The sequence below is a fragment of the Actinopolyspora biskrensis genome, from assembly GCF_013408175.1.
Classification (GTDB): Bacteria; Actinomycetota; Actinomycetes; order Mycobacteriales; family Pseudonocardiaceae; genus Actinopolyspora; species Actinopolyspora biskrensis.
In genome coordinates this window covers 94213-112090 of the sequence record NZ_JACBYW010000006.1, presented here as the reverse complement: position 1 = coordinate 112090, position 17878 = coordinate 94213, and the positions used below count along the sequence as shown (strand labels likewise).

14 protein-coding genes are annotated in these 17878 nt (G+C 68.5%); 9 read left to right on the top strand and 5 right to left on the bottom strand.

Annotation, left to right across the window (positions count from 1 at the left end):
• Positions 1-8: 8 nt before the first annotated feature.
• The 4 genes from FHR84_RS16195 to FHR84_RS16180 all read left to right on the top strand — a co-directional run bounded on the left by FHR84_RS16195 (position 9) and on the right by FHR84_RS16180 (position 4466).
• The gene (locus tag FHR84_RS16195) at positions 9-1046 is read left to right on the top strand and encodes a nitronate monooxygenase (protein WP_179536377.1); all 1038 of its coding nucleotides are present in this window, start codon (positions 9-11) and stop codon (positions 1044-1046) included.
• A gap of 198 nt (positions 1047-1244) precedes the next feature.
• Positions 1245-3191, top strand: coding sequence for an FAD/NAD(P)-binding protein (locus tag FHR84_RS16190; protein WP_179536376.1), 1947 nt, complete (start codon positions 1245-1247; stop codon positions 3189-3191).
• Positions 3192-3221: 30 nt separating this feature from the next.
• Complete coding sequence (locus tag FHR84_RS16185) at positions 3222-3626, top strand: carboxymuconolactone decarboxylase family protein (protein ID WP_092527044.1); 405 nt, start codon at positions 3222-3224, stop codon at positions 3624-3626.
• Positions 3627-3806: 180 nt separating this feature from the next.
• Positions 3807-4466 carry a pyridoxamine 5'-phosphate oxidase family protein gene (locus tag FHR84_RS16180; RefSeq protein WP_165633962.1) on the top strand — a complete coding sequence of 220 codons (660 nt, stop codon included), beginning with the start codon at positions 3807-3809 and terminating at the stop codon, positions 4464-4466.
• A 207-nt stretch (positions 4467-4673) separates the two neighbouring features.
• Here the strand turns inward: FHR84_RS16180 and FHR84_RS16175 are convergent, their stop codons facing one another.
• The gene (locus FHR84_RS16175) at positions 4674-5315 is read right to left on the bottom strand and encodes a class I SAM-dependent methyltransferase (protein ID WP_179536375.1); all 642 of its coding nucleotides are present in this window, start codon (positions 5313-5315) and stop codon (positions 4674-4676) included.
• Between the two features lie 141 nt (positions 5316-5456).
• Positions 5457-6755: an MFS transporter gene (locus tag FHR84_RS16170; RefSeq protein WP_179536374.1), complete on the bottom strand. Its 1299-nt coding sequence runs from the start codon at positions 6753-6755 to the stop codon at positions 5457-5459.
• A gap of 245 nt (positions 6756-7000) precedes the next feature.
• Here FHR84_RS16170 and FHR84_RS16165 point away from each other — a divergent pair, with 245 nt between their 5' ends.
• Together FHR84_RS16165 and FHR84_RS16160 are read left to right on the top strand one after the other, a co-directional pair.
• Complete coding sequence (locus tag FHR84_RS16165; protein ID WP_246300677.1) at positions 7001-7894, top strand: LysR family transcriptional regulator; 894 nt, start codon at positions 7001-7003, stop codon at positions 7892-7894.
• Positions 7895-8155: 261 nt separating this feature from the next.
• The gene (locus FHR84_RS16160; protein ID WP_179536373.1) at positions 8156-9316 is read left to right on the top strand and encodes an IS701 family transposase; all 1161 of its coding nucleotides are present in this window, start codon (positions 8156-8158) and stop codon (positions 9314-9316) included.
• Here FHR84_RS16160 and FHR84_RS16155 read toward each other — a convergent pair.
• Positions 9292-11250, bottom strand: coding sequence for a helix-turn-helix domain-containing protein (locus FHR84_RS16155; RefSeq protein ID WP_179536372.1), 1959 nt, complete (start codon positions 11248-11250; stop codon positions 9292-9294). The genes FHR84_RS16160 and FHR84_RS16155 overlap by 25 nt on opposite strands.
• A 335-nt stretch (positions 11251-11585) precedes the next feature.
• Here FHR84_RS16155 and FHR84_RS16150 point away from each other — a divergent pair, with 335 nt between their 5' ends.
• Positions 11586-12245, top strand: coding sequence for a 50S ribosomal protein L11 methyltransferase (locus FHR84_RS16150; protein WP_246300700.1), 660 nt, complete (start codon positions 11586-11588; stop codon positions 12243-12245).
• Between the two features lie 42 nt (positions 12246-12287).
• On the opposite strand, the gene FHR84_RS16145 is transcribed toward FHR84_RS16150, so the two are convergent.
• Positions 12288-13277 (bottom strand): transaldolase family protein, encoded by a 990-nt coding sequence (locus FHR84_RS16145; RefSeq protein ID WP_179536370.1) that lies wholly within the window; start codon positions 13275-13277, stop codon positions 12288-12290.
• 244 nt (positions 13278-13521) lie between these two features.
• Positions 13522-14973: an MFS transporter gene (locus FHR84_RS16140; RefSeq protein ID WP_179536369.1), complete on the bottom strand. Its 1452-nt coding sequence runs from the start codon at positions 14971-14973 to the stop codon at positions 13522-13524.
• A gap of 290 nt (positions 14974-15263) precedes the next feature.
• On the opposite strand from FHR84_RS16140, the gene FHR84_RS16135 reads away from it, so the two are divergent.
• Together FHR84_RS16135 and FHR84_RS16130 are read left to right on the top strand one after the other, a co-directional pair.
• A complete protein-coding gene (locus FHR84_RS16135) occupies positions 15264-16946 on the top strand; it encodes an FAD-binding oxidoreductase (protein ID WP_179536368.1) in 1683 nt (560 codons plus the stop codon).
• A 104-nt stretch (positions 16947-17050) separates the two neighbouring features.
• Complete coding sequence (locus tag FHR84_RS16130; protein WP_179536367.1) at positions 17051-17812, top strand: SDR family NAD(P)-dependent oxidoreductase; 762 nt, start codon at positions 17051-17053, stop codon at positions 17810-17812.
• Positions 17813-17878: the final 66 nt, after the last annotated feature.

The window sequence follows — 17878 nt, the reverse complement described above, 5'->3', positions numbered from 1 at the left end:
TTCGCGCGGTGTTCACCCTTTCCGAACTGGAAGTCCCCGTCATCGCCGCCCCGATGGCGGGCGGCCCCTCCACTCCAGCCCTCGTGGCTGCCGTGGCCGGAGCAGGCGGCACCGGCTTTCTCGCCGCCGGTTACAAGACTCCGGAGGCCTTGGAGAAGCAGTTCGCCGAGGTTCGAGCGCAGCGGGTGACGAACTTCGGGGTGAACCTGTTCGTGCCGAGCAAGCCGCAGGACAAACCGGACGCGGTTGCCGCCTACCGGGCCGAGCTCGAAGGTGAGGCCGAACGCTACGGGGCGACGACGCCCGAGACGGATCCGGCCGACCGCGACCGCTTCGAGGAGAAGGTGGACCTGCTGGAACGCGATCCGGTCGCGATGGTGTCCTTCACCTTCGGCCCTCCTCCGGAGGAGGTCGTCTCCAGGCTGCACGGGGTGAACACCCTCGTCGTGGCCAGCGTGACCACTCTCGAGGAGGCTCGGATCGCCGAGCGGCGCGGCGTGGACGTGTTGGCCGTGCAGGGCAGCGAGGCCGGTGGTCACCGCGCCACCTACGACGTGGAGGCCCCCGACGACGGGGTGAGCACGTTCGAGCTGCTGGAGCGGGTCCGTGCGCACATCGCTCTCCCGCTGATCGCCGCGGGCGGTTGTCACGGCGGAGCGGACGTGGCGCGCGCCCTGCGCGCGGGGGCCACGGCGGTCCAGCTCGGGACCGCCTTCCTGCGCTGTCCCGAGTCCGGTGCCGCACAGCCGCACAAGGACGCGCTGGCCGACCCGCGCTTCACCGAGACGGCGGTGACCCGCGCCTTCTCCGGCCGGAACGCCCGGGGGCTGCGCAACCGGTTCATCGACGAGCACGACGCCACCGCACCTGCCGCCTACCCGGGGGTCAACCAGCTCACCAAACCGCTGCGTGCCGGAGCGGCGGCGCAGGCCGATCAGGACGGACTGGCGCTGTGGGCGGGCACCGGTTACCGCTCCGCGAGTTCCGAACCTGCCGCGCACATCGTCACCGGTCTGTGGGAGGAGGCGCGTCGGGAAATGCGGTGATTCCCGTGCCGCTGCGGGAACTTCGTTCCCGGACGCCGCCCTCCGAGCCCCGGTGCCGGGAATCCGTGCCCCCGCGAAGTGTTCGTTCCCGGCGACCGACGAATTCGACGAGTCTCCGAACCGGGCACAGCCGTGCCGTGCCGGTGAAACCCGCTCAGACGATCTGTCCGAGGAATCCTCATCGCGAGGAGAGGAACCATGATCAGAGAAATCGCCATCGTCGGCCTCGGGCCGCGCGGACTGTCCGTACTGGAAAGGATCGCCGAGAATTCCCGCCACCGGGACGACTTGCGGGTCGTCGTGCACGCTTTCGACTCTGAGTCGCCCGGGGCCGGCTCGGTTTGGCGGCCGAGCCAATCACGGCGACTCCTGATGAACACGGTCGCCTCGCAGATCACCCTGTTCACCGATCCGAGCGTTCGCTGCGACGGTCCGATCGTGCCGGGGCCCAGTCTGTACGACTGGATCAGCCGGGGCGCGAGCGTCGAGATCGATGACGAGGAGCTGCGCGCCGAGGCGTCCGGGCTGGCCCCGGACGAGTACCCGAGCCGTGCCCTCTACGGCAGGTACCTGCACTGGGTGCTCGACCGTATCCGATCGGGACTGCCGAGCAACGTCCGATTGCGCACCTACACCGACCGCGTTCAGGCCACGGCGGTCGTGGAGTCCGGCAGGTACGTGGTCGTCCCGGCGCAACGCGGCAGGGCGGTCACCGTGGACAGGATCGTCCTCGCGCTGGGGCACCTGCCGGGTGGGCTGGGGGAGCGCGAGCGGAACTTGCAGGCGTTCGCGACCACCTACGGGCTGACCTACGTTCCGCCAGCCAACCCGGCCGACGTCCGGCTGGACCGGGTGGGGCCCGAGCAGACCGTGCTGATGAACGGCCTCGGGCTCAACTTCTTCGACTACCTGAGTCTGCTCACCAGCGGGCGCGGCGGGAGTTTCGAACGAACCGGGGAAGGGCTGGTCTACCACCCGTCCGGCGCGGAGCCCACCATCGTGGCCGGTTCCCGCCGAGGGGTGCCGTACCACGCGCGGGGCAAGAACCAGAAGGGCGTGGTCGGCAGGCACACCCCGCGGTTCCTCACCTCCGAGACGATCACGAGGCTGCGTTCGCGGGCGCGCGAGCTCGGAGGCCTGGACTTCGGAGCGGAGGTGTGGCCGCTGATCACCAACGAGGTCGCGTTCGTCCACTACCGCGCGCTGCTGCGCAAGAGGTTCCCGCACGCCGACCACGAGGTGTTCGCCTGCGGACTGGAGACGGTGCTGCGGCACCGGCAGGACCGATTACGCCCGTTCCTGCGTGCGCACGGCATCGGGGCGGAGGACGAGTGGTCCTGGGAACGCATCTCGCGTCCGCTGGGGGAGCGGAGCTTCGAGTCCCCCGATGACTTCACGTGCGCCCTGCTGGACCATCTCCGCGAGGACCTGGACAACGCGTACGACGGCAATGTGGACAACCCGCTCAAGGCGGCGCTGGACGCCATGCGGGACCTGCGCAACGAGGTGCGCCAGGTGGTCGACCACGGTCAAGTGCGGGCGCTTTCCCACCGCGATCACTTGGCGCGGTTCTACACGCCGCTCAACGCGTTCGTCTCGATCGGTCCGCCGCCCCGCCGCGTCGAGGAACTGATCGCGTTGATCGAGTCGGGAACGGTGACCGTCGCCGGTCCCGGGTTCAGCGCCGCGGCCGACTCCCGCGGGTGCTTCAGCGGATCCGCTTCCGCGGTGCGCGGATCGGAGTACACCGGCGACGTGCTGATCGACGCCAGGTTGCCCGATCCCGGTGTGGTCGGATCCGACGATCCGCTGGTCCGATATCTGCTGGACACCGGAACCGGAAGACGGCACGTCCTGAACACGGGAGGTGTCGAGCACACCACCGGTGGGCTCGAGGTCACGGAGCGTCCCTACCGGTTGGTGGACTCCTCCGGAGAACCGAACCCCGGTCTGCACGCGTTCGGAGTGCCGACCGAAGGCGTGCACTGGGCCACCGCGGCCGGGGTCCGGCCGGGACTGGACTCGGTGATCCTCGGCGACGCGGACGCGATCGCCCGTTCCGTGCTGGGCATCGACGACACCGGGACGGATGCGCGGGAGCGCTCCCCGGCCGGTGCCCGCCCGCGGCCCGCGCCTGTGCACTGAAATCGGGACAGTGAGAACGAGAGGGAGAACATGTCCGAGGACCGTTTCGCCACGGGAGATCGGATCCGCCGAGAAGTACTGGGCGATCAGTACGTCAACACCATGCTCCGCGGCTGGGAGCCCGCCCGCCCCCTGCTCGAAATGATCACCGAGTTCTCCTGGGGAACCGTTTGGTCCAGGGAAGGGGTGGATCGCAGGACCAGGAGCCTGCTCAACGTCGCCATGCTGGCCGCGCTCAACCGGCCCGCCGAACTGCGTCTGCACATCGGTGGTGCGTTGCGCAACGGTTGCACCGTCGAGGAGCTGGCCGAGGTGGCCCTGCAGAGCGCCGTCTACGCGGGAGTTCCGGTGGGTATCGACACCATGAGGCTGATCAGGGAGGAAGCCGACGCGTTCGAGGGGGACTCCGAAGGGGGGAACGGACGCGGCGGATGAACCGGCCCCCACGGGAGCGGGCGGTGGCACCGTGTTCGGCCGCCGGTGCGGTGCCACCGCGATCCGTGTGCGTCGATGACCGGTGGCGACCTCGCGAAACGCGGATGCCTCGAAGCGAAGCCGTCCCCGCGTGTCACCGACGGCGCGAGCACTCGTTCGAACGGGACGGGAGGGAATTCGATGAGCCGATTCGCACGCCTGGCGTTCACCGACACTGTGCGCCGGGTTCAACAGCAAGAGGGAACGCGGCCCCGGAATCACGGAGATCTCGGTGCGGCGGTGGGGCTCGACCCCGATCCGCTGGGAGAGCGCGAGAGTGAGTTCATCGGGGAGCGGGACGGGTTCTACCTCGCCACTGTCGGGGAAACCGGCTGGCCGTACGTGCAGTTCCGCGGTGGTCCGGAAGGATTCGTCCACGTCCTCGACGAGCACACGCTCGGATACGCCGACGTTCGCGGCAACAGGGAGTACATCACCAACGGCAACCTGCGCACGGACGGCAGGGCGGCGTTGTTCTTCATGGACTACTCCAGGCGTAGCAGGCTCAAACTTTTCGGTCGCACGGAAACGCGCTGGCCGGAGGACGATCCGGAACTGACCGACTCGGTTTGCCGGGTGCGTACGGAAGGAAGGGTCGAGCGGGTCGTGCTCATCCGGGTCGAGGGGTTCGACTGGAACTGCCCCAAGCACATACCGCGCCGCTACACCGAACGTGAGCTCGCCCCGACCCGTGAGCGACTGTCCCGTCTGGAGTCCGAGAACTCGGAGCTTCGTTCCCGGCTCCGGGCTCTCGGCGCGGATCCGGACGAGCTCCGCGGAGACGAGCGGTCCGGCGGCTGAGCTTTCCTCGGGAGCGGTGCGGGGAGCAGGCGAACACGCCGATGAGCGGTACGGGAAGTGAACCCGTTCCGCCGACCGGCGTTGCCGTCGCGGCCCGGGGTTCGGGTGGTACCCAGCTGTTCCGCGTCCGCCTCGAACTGACTGCTACGAGGAGGCCACGGCGCCCGTGCCCGGGCGGTCACGGGGCGGTCCGCCGGGGCGGAACCGTCAGCTCGTCGGTTTCCGCGCCGACAGCAGCAGGTGCCGCTCGGTGTCGGCGCTTCCGCGCCCAGTGGGGACGAACGGTTCCGAGCGGGTGCTCAGCACTTCCAAACCGGCCTGTTCCAGCAGCTCCGGCCACTGCTCGGCGGCGAAACTCGTGACCCGGAGCGGGTAGCCGAGGAAGGGCACCACGAGCTGTTCGATGTCGCCCGGAACCGTCAGCAGCGCGAGCGTTCCTCCAGGGGCGAGCCACTGCCGCACCCGTTCCAACATCGTGCGGATCTCCGCACGCGAGAGCGTCAGGAAGGCGAAGAACGCCCCCACCGCCTGAAACGACTCCGGTGGGAAGTCCCGGTCGCGGATGTCGGTGAGCTCGAACCGAGCCCCCGGCACCCGCTTCCGGGCCAGCTCGATCATGGTGGTGGAGACGTCCAGGCCCGTCACCGCGCACCCGGCGCCGACCAACCGCTCCGCGACCGGCCGGCCGGTGCCGCTGCCCAGGTCCAGCACCTCGTCACCGGGACGCAGCCGCGCCAGCAGGTCGTGCAGCCCCTCCCACACCAGCGGTGCCTCGTGGAACGCCGCCTCGTAGTCGGCGCCGAGCTCGTCGAACACCTCGGCCGGGTCCAGCACGCCGTCCGCATCCATGTCGGCTCCAAGGGGTGGTTGCAAGCGGTTCCGCCGTTTTGCCCGACGACCGGTCCAGCCGAGCGAGTGCTCGCCCAACCCGCGCGAGCGCTCGGGGGAGAGGTCGCCGCTTTCGATGCTACGGCGAAACCCCCCACTTCCTCAGCCGGTGGACTTGACCGCGGACTCGTTCGATCCGGCGTGCTCCGCGGCGGCGTCCCCTGTCGGCCCTCCGGTGTGCTGCCCGGGGCGGGCGGCCACCCCCATCGCCACCGCCGCGAGCGCGCCGATGACCGCGAAGACGTAGAAGCCCCACGGGTAGGCGATGCCCGCGGTGAGCAACGCACCCCCGATCAACGGGCCACTGATCGCGCCGATGCGCCCGACCCCGGTGGTCCAGCCCAGACCGGTGGCCCTGCTGTCCACCGGGTAGCTGCGCCCGACGAAGGCGTACACCAGCACCTGGGCGCTGAACACGAAGAAACCGGCCAGCAGCACCGCCAGGTAGAGCCCGAGGAAGGGCAGCCTGATGCTGAGCAGCGCCAGCATCACGGCGGCGGCCGCGAACCACAGCACGGTGGAGAACTTGACCCCGGCCCGGTCCGAGACGATTCCGGCCACGATCAGTCCGAGCACGGCACCCACGTTCAGGGTCAGCAGCAGGCTGAGCGAGGTGTCCAGCGGGTAGTTCGCGCTGCGCATGATCTCGGGCAGCCAGGTGTTCAGACCGTAGACGAGGATGAGTCCGAGGAACGAGGTCACCCAGAAGGCCACGGTCGAGCGTGCCATGCCGCCGCGGAACAGCAGTGTGATGCTCTCGCGGACCGAGGCCCCGTTCGACTGCTCCCGCTTGCGTTCGGCCCGGTCGCGGAACACCTCGGACTCCGGCAGGTGGCGCACCATCAGCGGCACCAGCACCAGTGCGGGGGCGGCCCCGGCGACGAACATGGCCTGCCAGCCGAAGCTCGGGATCAACCCGATACCGAGCAGCGCGGTGAGCACGGCGCCGACGTGGTAGCCGGTCATGATCGTGGTGGTCGCCGTGCCGCTCCTGCTGCCGCGGGCGTACTCCGTGGTCAGCGTGATCGCGGTCGGCAGGCACCCGCCGAGCCCCAGGCCCGCGAGGAAGCGCAGCAGCCCGAACACGAGGACCGAGGGGGCGACCGCGCACAGCAGGGTGAACAGGGAGAACGTGGTCACCGCCACCAGCAGCACCTTGCGGCGGCCTATGAGGTCGGTGATGGTTCCGATCGTCAGCGCGCCGACCATCATGCCGATCAGCCCCACCGTGGAGACCACCGAGGCGCTCGCCGGGTCCAGTCCCCACACTTCGTTCTCGAGCATGACCGGCAGAACCGTTCCGAGCACCACGAGGTCGAAGCCGTCGAGGAGCACCGCCGCCCAGCACAGCGGCAGCACCCATCCGACTCCCGCGCGGCTCGTCGTTTCAACACCCGGCACAGCACTCTCCTCGCTGAATTGGACGTGGTTCGAAGTCGCGGACGGTCGTGTGGTGGTCGCCGACGGCGGAATCGGGCGAGCAGTGTCCGCAGCCGATCACACCGCGTGTTTCCCGGCGTTTTTCGAGGTCGCGACCGTCGGCCAGTAAGAGTGGCTTTGACAAAGGTCATATGTCCAATACCATCTCGTGGCGGTAGCCATACCTGTGAGATATGGACCATTCGTGTGCAGCGACGAGGGCGGGATTGGAACTACGACACCTGCGGTACTTCGTGACCATCGCCGAGGAGCAGAGCCTCACGCGCGCCGCGGCTCGGCTGCACATGGCGCAGCCGCCGCTCAGTGCGCAGCTGCGCAAGCTCGAGGCGGAACTCGGCACCACCCTCGTCCAGCGGACCGCGCGCGGCGCCCAGCTCACCGAGCCGGGAAGGGTGCTGCTGGAGGAGGCCCGGCGCATCCTGCACGAGGTGGACCAGGCGGCCCGGATGACGCGCGAGGTGGGCAGCGGTCTGGTGGGCAGGCTCGCTCTCGGGTTCATCCCATCGGCCTCGAACGCGGTGCTGCCGCCGATCCTGCGCCAGTTCAAGGCCGAGTACCCCGACGTGACGCTGCACCTGCAGGAGATGCGGCCGAACGAGATCGTGGACCGGCTGCACGACCGCAGGATAGACGCGGGGCTGTTCTACCTGCCCTTCGAGGACCCCGCGTTGCACGTGCGCTCGGTGGCCGAGGAGTCCCTCGTGCTGGCCGTGCCCGCCACGCATCGCCTGGCCCGGCGCGAGCGGGTGGAGCTGGCCGAGGTGGCGGAGGAACCGTTCATCCTTCCCGCTCGGCACGGGAACATGCCCGGGCTGTACGCGATAGTGGTGGATGCCTGTGAACGAGCGGGCTTCTCACCGCGGGTGGTGCAGCGCGACGTCTGGCTGATGCAGACGATCGTGGGGCTGGTCGCCGGGGGGATGGGGGTCTCCGTCGTTCCGGACTCGGTGCGCAGGCTGCAGCGTGCCGGTGCGGCCTTCCTCCCGCTGAGCGACGTCTCGGAGCAGGCGCAGACCGCGATCGCGTGGCGCGGCGGGACCGCGCAGCCCGTGCTCGGGTCCTTCCTGGACATCGTCACCACGCGCTCCCCCGCGGTCTGACCGGGGTTTTCCGTTCCCACCCGCCGTGGGTGGCCGTTTGGCGGAACCGCCCGGTGCGGCCCCGTGCGGGCGGGGGTGGTGCCCGCGGCACCACCCCCGCACCGGCACGTTGGCCGCCACGGCGGCCCCACGGGTGCCGAAGGGTGGCCGAGGCACAGCGCACGGCGTGATTCGTGTGCTCGCGACCTCTCGTTGTCACCGGGGAATTCGAGCACTGTGAAGGACGTTCGAAGGAACGTTTTTCGTCAGGGGTGCCGGCAGATGAACGTGGTAGCGGTCCGTGCCGAGGAAGTCGTCGACGAGCTGTGCGCGAACGTGTTCTCCGCACTGAGCAGAAGCGATCAGCGAAGACGGGGGCAGGAGTACGTGCTGGGGCTGTTGTCCACGACCGGACGACGCTCGATCCGCAACATGGCCACCGGCATCGGTGGGGCGGCCGCGGCGCAGCGGCTGCACCACTTCGTGCACGGCTCCACCTGGGACTGGATGGCGGTGCGGAACCTGCTCGTCCGCTACCTGCGCGAACGCGTGCGCCCGCTCGCCTGGGTGGTGAGTCCGCTGTCCATCCCCAAGGCCGGGGACCACTCGGTCGGGGTGAGCACGACGTCGAGCAGCCAGCGGGCCTTCGGGCTCTGGATGGTCACCGAGGACTTCGCCGTGCCGGTCAACTGGCGGTTGTTCCTGTCTCCCGAGTGGACGGACGACCGGAGCAGGAGGGGCAAAGCCGGTATACCCCCCGGCCTGGGAAACGAGACGTCGGGGCAGTGCGCCGCGAACGTGGTGCTCGAAGCGGTACGCGCCTGGGGGACGCTCGGTGCCCCGGTGATCTTCGACAACGCGGAAGCCGAGATCGATTTGCCCGGCAGTGGTCTGGCCACCGCCGAATTCCCCTACCTGCTCCGTGTGCCGCGGTCGGCCCGGTTCTCCGTGGCCGATCCGTCGCTTCCCGGCTACGGCTCGGGGACCCTGCCCGCCCAACGGCTGCTCGACTCGGTGCGCGGGTTGCGCAGAGCGGTCGGATGGACCGATCCACTCACGGGGGAGTCCTCGACGACCCAGTCGGCGGCAGTGCGGGTCGGTTCCCTGCACGAGCGGAGGGGCACGTACAGCCCGGGCAGCACCGGACGCCCGCTCCGGCTCCTCGGTGAGTGGGCCGATCCGCAGCGGCCTCCGGCGCACATGTGGCTGACGAACGCGCCCACACCGCCCGTGGAGACGTTGCTGCGCAGTACCAAGTTGGCGGGACGGGCGTCCGGGGACGCCCGTGCGGTCGGCGACGAGGTGGGGATGCGTGACTTCGAGGGACGTTCCTTCCCCGGGTGGCACCGGCACATCACGCTCGTGTCGATCGCCCACGCGGCGCGGGTGCTCTCGCGCGACCGCGCGGGGGAACCGGATCAGGTGCCGCCGTTGCCAGTGTGACCCGCCAGCGGGGACGGCCCGTCGTTCTTCTGGAGCGTGTGCCTGGTGCGTTGCAGGCGCAGGGCGAGCTGGATCTCCAGGATCCGCTCGGGGTGCTGCCACTCCGGGCCGAGCAGGGTGGTGACGCGCTCCAACCTGCGCGAAACCGTGTTGGGGTGCACGTGCAGCGTCTCGGCGGCGTTGGTCGGGCTGTTCCCCGAGTCGAAGTAGGCGCGCAGCGTGGGAACCAGCTCGGTCGCCTGGGCCGTGTCGTAGTCCAGCACCGGGCCGATGGTCGAACGGATGAAACCGTCCACGTCGTGGTCGTCGGACAGCAGCATCCCGACGAAGCCGAGCTCGCGGGCCGCCGCCGCGCACCCGGTGTTTCCGAGCGCGGTGAGCGCGTCGAGACAGCGCATCGCCTCCTGGTGGACGTTGATCAGCGCGGACGGTTCGGAGAAGGGGCCCGCGGCTCCGACGGTGACCGGATGCCCGAGCAGCGCGGAGAGCTCCTCGGAGATGGACCTGGCCGCGGTTCCCGCGTCGGTGCCCGGTAACAGCAGCACCACGTGGTCGCCGCGGACGCTTTTCAACCCGGACCAACGCGCGGCGTAGGAGGAGGCCCAACCCGCGGCTCTGCCGTGTCCCTTCCCCTCGGGGCGGGCCACCACGACGACGTGCGGTTCGTTCAGGTTGATCGACAGGCGGCGGGCACGTTCGGCGTGCTGCTGCGGCGACAGCCAGGAGGAACTGAGCAGGTCCTCGAACAGTTCCTCACGCAGCTGCCCCTCGGCCACGGCGGTGCTGCGCTGGATGAGCAACGAGATGGCGACGCTCTGGGCGACGAGGTGGAACAGGTGCAGGTCGTGCTCGGTCGGTTGCCCCCGAGGCCGCAGTACCAGCGTGCCGAACTGTTCGGACCCCGCCGCGGCCGGGCAGGACCAGACGCACTCCAGGGGCTGGAACGGTTCGTGCTGATCCGACACGTCGGCGGAGATCCACCGGTACTCGATGTCGGCCAGTTCCGGGATCTCACCCGTGGCGGCCAGCTTGTTGCCGACGGTGTCGTAGACCAGCACCGTTCCGTCCAGTTCGCGGGCGGCGTCCGCGGCCAGCGCGTCCAGGCCCTTCCCGCGCAGCACGTGATCGAGCAGTCTGCTGTGCGCGGCGTGCAGTCGCCGTGCCGCCTGCGAGGAGCTCACCGCCTCCGAGGTGTCCATCCTGAGTTCGGTCACCTCGGCCCTGGTGCGGTCGAGCAGCCGCGTCTTCTCGATCGCCACGGTGACCAGCTCCCCGAGCGAGGAAAGCAGGGTGATCTCGTCGGTGTGGAAGAGCCGGCGTTCCCTGCTGGCCACGTAGAGCGAGCCGAGCGAGCTGCTGTCGTCCCGCAGCGGGACCGCGAGGATGGAGCACAGGTTCTCGGCCCGGACCACCTCGTCTATGACCTCGGAGTGCTCGAACCTCTCGTCGGTGAGGTACTCGGAGGACCAGAAGGGGGCCGAGTGGCGGGTGGCCTCGTTGCCCACTCCGCCGTCGGAGGGGACCCTGAAACCCACGGTGATGGTCGAAGCGTGCCCGTCGGCCGCGCGGACGTACGAGCAATTTTCCTCGGGCGAGTGAAAAGCAATCCACGACATGTCGAGATTCAGCAGAAGTCGTGCTCTTCTGGTGGCCAGTTTCAGCAGGGTCTCGAGCTCGTGCGGCCGCGTGAGTTCGCGGGCCATGTCGACCAGGGCGGCCATTCCCGCGGCACGTTGCTGGGGGCGGGTCGAGGAGCCGCGTATTCGTAGAGCCAGCTCCTTGGCCTTGTCCACGCGTTCGAGGAGCCTCGAGTCCGTGTTTTCGCGGTGCAGCCGTTGAGACCACTGATCCAATTGGACGGGTGAGGCTTCCCCGGCCAACAGTTCGAGGACTTCGAGCAGCTCGTCACCAGGAACGGCATCTTGTTTCGCCACCGGTGTCGTTCCTCCTCGTCTCGTGCCGTGTGGAGCACCAAGATTAGCAACCGATTCGGACGAACCGGACCGCAGTGACTCGGCGACCTGACACAGAACCGGTTTTTGCGCGGGCGAGTGAGGGGCCCGGCACCTCACCGGGGAGGGAGAAATGTAGCCCCGTCACCTTCCGTGGCCCTGTGCGCTGCGGAATCCTGTTCATCGGGATCTTTTTGGGGGGCACTACATCACTTCGAACCTGTGGGGAACGGATGACCGAAGTCAGGAGCTATGTCCGCTCTTTGGAACGCAGCAGGATTTCCAGGACTCGGAAGGACCGGCCGCGCGTGTTTACCATGCGCGGATTCGAGTGGGATCTGTTGGAGGAGGTGTTCGCACCGGTTTATTCGCCTTCGACCGAGGTGGGACTGGACTTTTTGGAGCAACGTCGTGTGCCTTTTGGCGGTTCGCTTCTCGAAGTCGGTTGCGGAGCCGGATTGTTGGCCGTGCTGGCCGCGAAGTACGGGTGCCGGAGGGTGGTCGCCTCCGACGTCAATCCGCACGCGGTGCGCAACGCCGCTTTGAACGCCGCACGCCACGGGGTGGCGGACAGAGTGGAGGCCGTGCACTGCGACATGTTCTCCGGGATCGACCACGACGAGCGATTCGACACGATATTCTGGAGTTCCAACTACGTGTACGGGCCGTGCGACTACGAATACCGCTCCTTGCACGAACGCGCCTACGTCGATGCCGGTTACCGCGCGCACCGCGCTTTCCTCGAGCAGGCCCCGTTGTGGCTGAGCGAGGGCGGAACCGCGTTGCTGCACTTCAGCAGTCGTGGTGACCACGGTGAACTCGAAAACCTGGCTCGACGGACCGGCCGGCTGCTGCGGACGGTGACCACCGTCGAACTGCTCGAAAGCGAGTACGGAGCGGACCCCGTTCGACACCTGCTGTTGGAGGTGCTGCCGGTGAGCGACCGCGTGGGAGGGGAGATGGCCACCGCGCGGTGAACCACGTGCCGTGCTCCGGGGGCGGGAACCTCCGTCACGGAGTCACCCGGCCGGGTTTTCCGGGAGATCCGGGGAAACCGGGTCCTGGGGGAGCAGGGAGAAGTCGTTTTCCAGTTCGTGGATGACGGCGGCCGGATCCACACCGAGCCCCCGCAGGTTCTCCAGGACCCGGTGCGCCTGCGGGTGGGTGTTCAGCATGTTGTCCCCCCGCAGGGGATGGCGCCCGGCGGCGCTCTCCAGTGTGGACCTAGTCAGGGCCTGCGCGGTGTTCCAGCCGATCAGTTCGGGAACGTGCCAGGGCCTGACACCGGTCCAGAGCAACCGGGGAGGGCGGGCGCCCGCGGCTCGCAGCACGCGCCACCACCAGCCCTCCAGGTGGGTCTCCCGCGTGCGATAGGCGAGCCGCGCCAGTGCGGTACCGGCCCGATTCCGGTGCGCCGCCGCGGTGTGGCCGGGAAGGGCGCCCAACCGCCGGTTGATCTCCTTGTCGAACAGCCCCACGGGGAAGGAAGTGATACCGGTGATCTCGAGTAAACGTATACCCGATTCCATGGCGCGTTCGGCTCCGGCGATGTGCGCGTCGAGCACCCTCCGGTACCGCTCCAGGGAGAGAATCGCGGTGCCGTGCACCCCCACGCCTTCGGCCAGGCAGTCCCTGTAGGCGTGGATCCCCGCGTCCGTCGCCGGTATCCGGACCAGCAGGTTCGGCCGGCACACTTCGGCGTGTACCGTCCTCGCGGCTTCGACCAGCGCGTCCGGGTCGTGCGTCAGCCGCTGGTCCACGGGAACGGAGACGTAACCGTCGCGGCCTCCGCTGCTGTCGTAGACGGAGCGCATCGCGTCACACGCCTCGCGCGCGACCGGCAACGGCTCGGTGTGGTCGGGGAGGAGGAAGCCGAACCAGGAATGCTCGCCGGAGAGGGACCCTGCCCACTCCGGCGAGGGATTCCCGCGGTCATCGGTGGTCAGCCAGGGGGCCACCCCCTCGGCTGCGAGACGGTCGAGAAGCGCGTTCTCCGGGCCGGTGATCATACGAGCCGATGATAGGCGGGTCCCCGAAGGCCGTTAAGACGCTTTTTTGTCTTCGTCAAGTCCCGGAGGACGAATTCGGCCGTGATCTCCCCGCTGTTCTCGTTCGGCGTCCTCCCGGGGTGTTCTCGCGCTCGATTCCTGCTCCGGAAAGCTGCGGACAATTTTCTTCCCCGGTTTCGGACAACGTCGCGTGATGTCAGTTGCGGTGGGTCCGGTACCGCGCTCCGGAACCGGAGTCGTGTCCTCACCCGTCTCGCCGCCGCGGCTCCCGGAGCAGCCACAGCGCCAGCGCGGCCGTGCAGGCCAGGGCCACCGCACCGACGTCGAAGGCGAAGGCGTACCCGGCCGTCTCGGCCGCCCGTTGTCCTGCGCCTCCGAGCGCCAACGAGTTGGTGTGCGCGGTGGCCAGGGACACGAGCAGCGCCAAACCGGCCGTGGGGCCCGTTTCCATCGCGGTGTTGACCATGCTGCCCGCGAGTCCCGCACGATCGTCGCGTGTGCGGGAGAAGACCGTCACCGTGCCCCCGGAGAACATCATGCTGATCCCCACGGGCAGCACAAGGAGGCCGGCCAGCAGAGCACCGGCGTAGGGGCTGTCGGCCTCGGCACGGCCGAGCAGCCAGAGTCCGGACGCGGCCAGCAACGATCCGGCGACCACGACGTTGCGCGCGCCGAACCACCTGACCAGGTGGGCCGCGGTCGTTCCGACGACGGCCAGGGTAACGCTGAAGGGCAGGAAAGCGGCCGCGGTGAGCAGCGGGGACATTCCGGCGACCTGTTGAAAGTACAGCGACATCAGCATGAACATGGTCGATATCCCGGTCGCTCCGGCCAGGATCACCCACAGTCCCGCAGCGCGGTGGGCCGAGCGGAGGAAGTCCATCGGCAGCAGCGGGTCCGGAGTCCGCAGTTCCAGGACGACGAACAGTGCCAGCAGCAGCACGCCGAGGAGGACCGGGCCGAGCACCGGCGGGGAACCCCAGGGACTCTCCGCCGCGTGGACCAGACCGTAGCTGAGCGCGGTCAAACCCGCTGTCGCCAGTACCGCTCCCTTGACGTCGAGGCGTGAACGAGTGTCCGCCGAGCCCTCCGGAAGCAGCGCGCGGGTCAGGGCCAGCGCGACGACCGCCACGACCGCGGGGATGGCGAACGTCCAGCGCCAGGAGAACCAGGTGGACACGGCCCCCGAGGCCAGGGTGCCGACCGCCGCGCCCATGGGGGACAGCCCACCCCACACCGCCATGGCACGGGAACGGCGGTTCGGCTCGGGGAAGACGGATCCGACGAGTGCCATGGCCGCCGGGGCCGCCAGCGCGGCCCCCGCTCCCTGCAGAAAGCGGGAGACCAGCAGCGTCCGGAACCCGGGAGCGATTCCCGCGGCCAGCGAGGCCGCGCCGAAGACAGCGACTCCCACGGTGAACAGCCGACGCCGTCCGTACAGGTCCGCGGCGCGACCACCGAGCAGCAGCAGGCCACTGAAGGACAGGCCGTAGGCGGCGTTGACCAGGGTCAACCGGCTCGTCGAGAGGCCGAGCTCGGCTTCGATCCTCGGCAGGGCCACCGAGAGCATGGTGATCGCCATGATGAGCACGATCTGCACGGTGGCCAGCAGTGAAAAGGCCGCTCTGGTACGTGGCGGGGCTTCGTGCCGCCCTTCCCTCTCGGACGCGGTGGCGTCTCGGGACTCCACAGCCATCGAACACCTCGACAATTCCGGACGATTGATTTCCGGGAGGAGTGTGCGCAACTCTGGTGGCCGCGGCAACGAGGACGCACAATTTCGTCAGGTCCGCTCCGCCGATCCGCCGATGTGACAAAGTGCGGAGCTCCGGTTGTCGAGACGTGAGCCGGGTTCGCATGATGTGTGTCGGATCTCCGGGGGAACGACGGATCCGCCGGCGACTTGCCTCTGGGGGAATGAGGGGAGCGCGAAGAGCTCCACATTCTTTCTGTCGAATCTGGTTCTTAGCGGGTGAGGGTATTCGGATGAGTGGTTTAAATCGGAGAAGAGTGCTCGCCGGAGCGGCGGGTGCCCTGACGGCGACCGGGATCGCCGCCACGGCGGGGACGGCCGGTTCGAAAAGCGCGGCGGCAGCCGAAGCGGGCGTGGCGTCCCCACCGTTCGATCCGGTCAAAATCGGCCCGGACGACCTGCGCTACCCGGACCTGACCAGGGGGATGAACCAGCGCTGGAGGAGCAAGCCCGAACACGTCCGCATGGCCGCGACCACCGACCAGGTGGTCGGCGCCGTCCAGGAGGCCGTGAACGCGAACAAACGCGTCACGGTCCAGGGCGGGGGGCACTGCTACGCCGATTTCGTGCACAACCCCGACGTCGACGTCGTGATCAACCTCAGCGAGATGAAGAACGTCCACTTCGATCAGCAGCGGTCGGCGTTCGCGGTGGAGGCGGGAGCCACCCTGCTGGAGCTGTACGAGACCCTGTTCAAGATCTGGGGCGTCACCGTTCCGGGAGGGATGTGCTTCTCCGTCGGCGTCGGCGGACACGTCAGCGGTGGTGGTTACGGACTCCTGTCCAGGAAGCACGGGCTGGTGGTCGATCACCTCCACGCGGTGGAGGTGGTCACCGTGGACGCGAGCGGAAAGGCGAAACCCGTCGTCGCCACCAGGGATGCGGACGACCCGAACCGTGACCTGTGGTGGGCCCACACCGGTGGTGGTGGCGGAAACTTCGGCGTGATCACCCGCTACTGGTTCAGATCACCCGGTGCCGCGGGCACCGATCCGGGGGCACTGCTCCCCCGCCCCCCGGAGACCCTGCTGGTGAACGCGGTGTCCGTTTCCTGGTCGGAGCTGGACGAGGCGAGCTTCACGCGCATGGTGCGCAACTACGGAACCTGGTTCGCGAACAACAGCTCGCCCGACGCGGCGGGTACCTCGCTGTCCAGTTTTCTGATGGTCAATCACAAGGCCAACGGAAGTGCCGGGCTGCTGACCGTGGTCGACGGGACGGACCCCGACGCCGATGCCCTGCTGCGGGACTACCTGTCGAAGCTGTTCGACGGAACGAGCGTGCAGACCCGGCCCATGTCCGAACCGGTCGGGGAGATGAGCCCCGCTCCGGAGCTCTACCAGCCGATGCGCTTGCCCTGGTACCGCGCCGCCCGGCTGCTCGGCACCAACAACCCGACGTTGAACGATCCGACCATGCGTGGGGAGTACAAGTCCGGGTATCTCAAGAATGGGTTCTCCGATGCCCAGATCGCGACCATGTACGAACAGCTGACCCGGTCCGATCACACCAACCCGGCCTCCATAATGGTGCTGCTCTCCTACGGTGGGCGGATAAACTCCGTTCCCCGGGAGTCCACGGCTTCGGCGCAGCGTGATTCCGCGTTCAAGATGCTGGTCGAGAGCTTCTGGTCCGACGCGGCCGAGGACTCGGCCAACGTGGACTGGTGCAGGGCCCTGTACAACGGTGTGTTCGCGGACAGCGGGGGATATCCGGTTCCGAACTCCCAGACGGACGGGTGCTACATAAACTACCCCGACATGGACATAACCGATCCCACTTACAACGGGTCGGGAATCCCCTGGCACGAGCTCTACTACAAGCAGAACTACCCCGAGTTGCAGCGGATCAAGAAGAAATACGATCCGAACAATTTCTTCCGCCACTCGCAGTCGATCGGACTGCCTTCCGCCTAGCGGGCGGATCCGAGTGCGGTAAGGCCGCCCGGGCCGGTCACGGAAGTGGTCCGGGCGGTGTCCACAGGTGAGCGTGTCACCGAAACGAAGCAGGAGAGCAAACGATGACCGCACGTTTTGATGGGAAAGTCGCCTTCGTCACGGGCGCGGGGTCCGGGATCGGCCGCAGGAGCGCGCTGGCCTTCGCCGCCGAGGGAGCCACGGTGGTCGTCGCCGACCACAACGCCGAGACAGCGGCGCAGACCGTCAAGCTGATCGAGGAAAAAGGTGGGAAAGCCAGCGCGGTAGACGTCGACGTCACCGACTCCGAGTCGGTGAAGAACGGCGTCGCCACCGCGGTGCAGCGGCACGGTTCCCTGGACATCGCGCACAACAACGCCGGCATCTTCCCGATGCCGGGGGCGTTCGGGGACACGGACGAGAAGACCTGGCACTCGGTGATCGCCATCAACCTCACCGGTGTGGCGCTGTGCATGAAGTACGAGATCGAGCACATGAGGGAGAACGGTGGCGGGGCGATCGTCAACGCCGGTTCCAACATCGGCGACCACGCCCGGTTCGGCGGTGTGGCCCCGTACGTCGCCTCCAAGGCCGGTGTCAGCAACATGAGCCGTTCGGCGGCCAGGGACCACATCGAGGACGGCATCCGGATCAACGTCGTCAGCCCCGGCGCCTCCGAGACCAAGATGACCTTCCTGCCCGGGGAGTCGGAGGAGGACCGCGCCGCCAGGCTCACCGGCGGGATTCCCGCGGGAAGGCTGGCGGACCCGGGGGAGATCGTCTCGGCCGTGCTCTGGCTCGCCTCGGACGAGGCCAGCTTCGTCGTCGGGCACGACATGGTGGTCGACGGCGGCGCCAGCGCCTGAGCTCGTTCCGGCTCGGTACTCGCCCGCGGAGCGGGTACCGAGCCCTTTTCTCTGATTCCTCTGGGA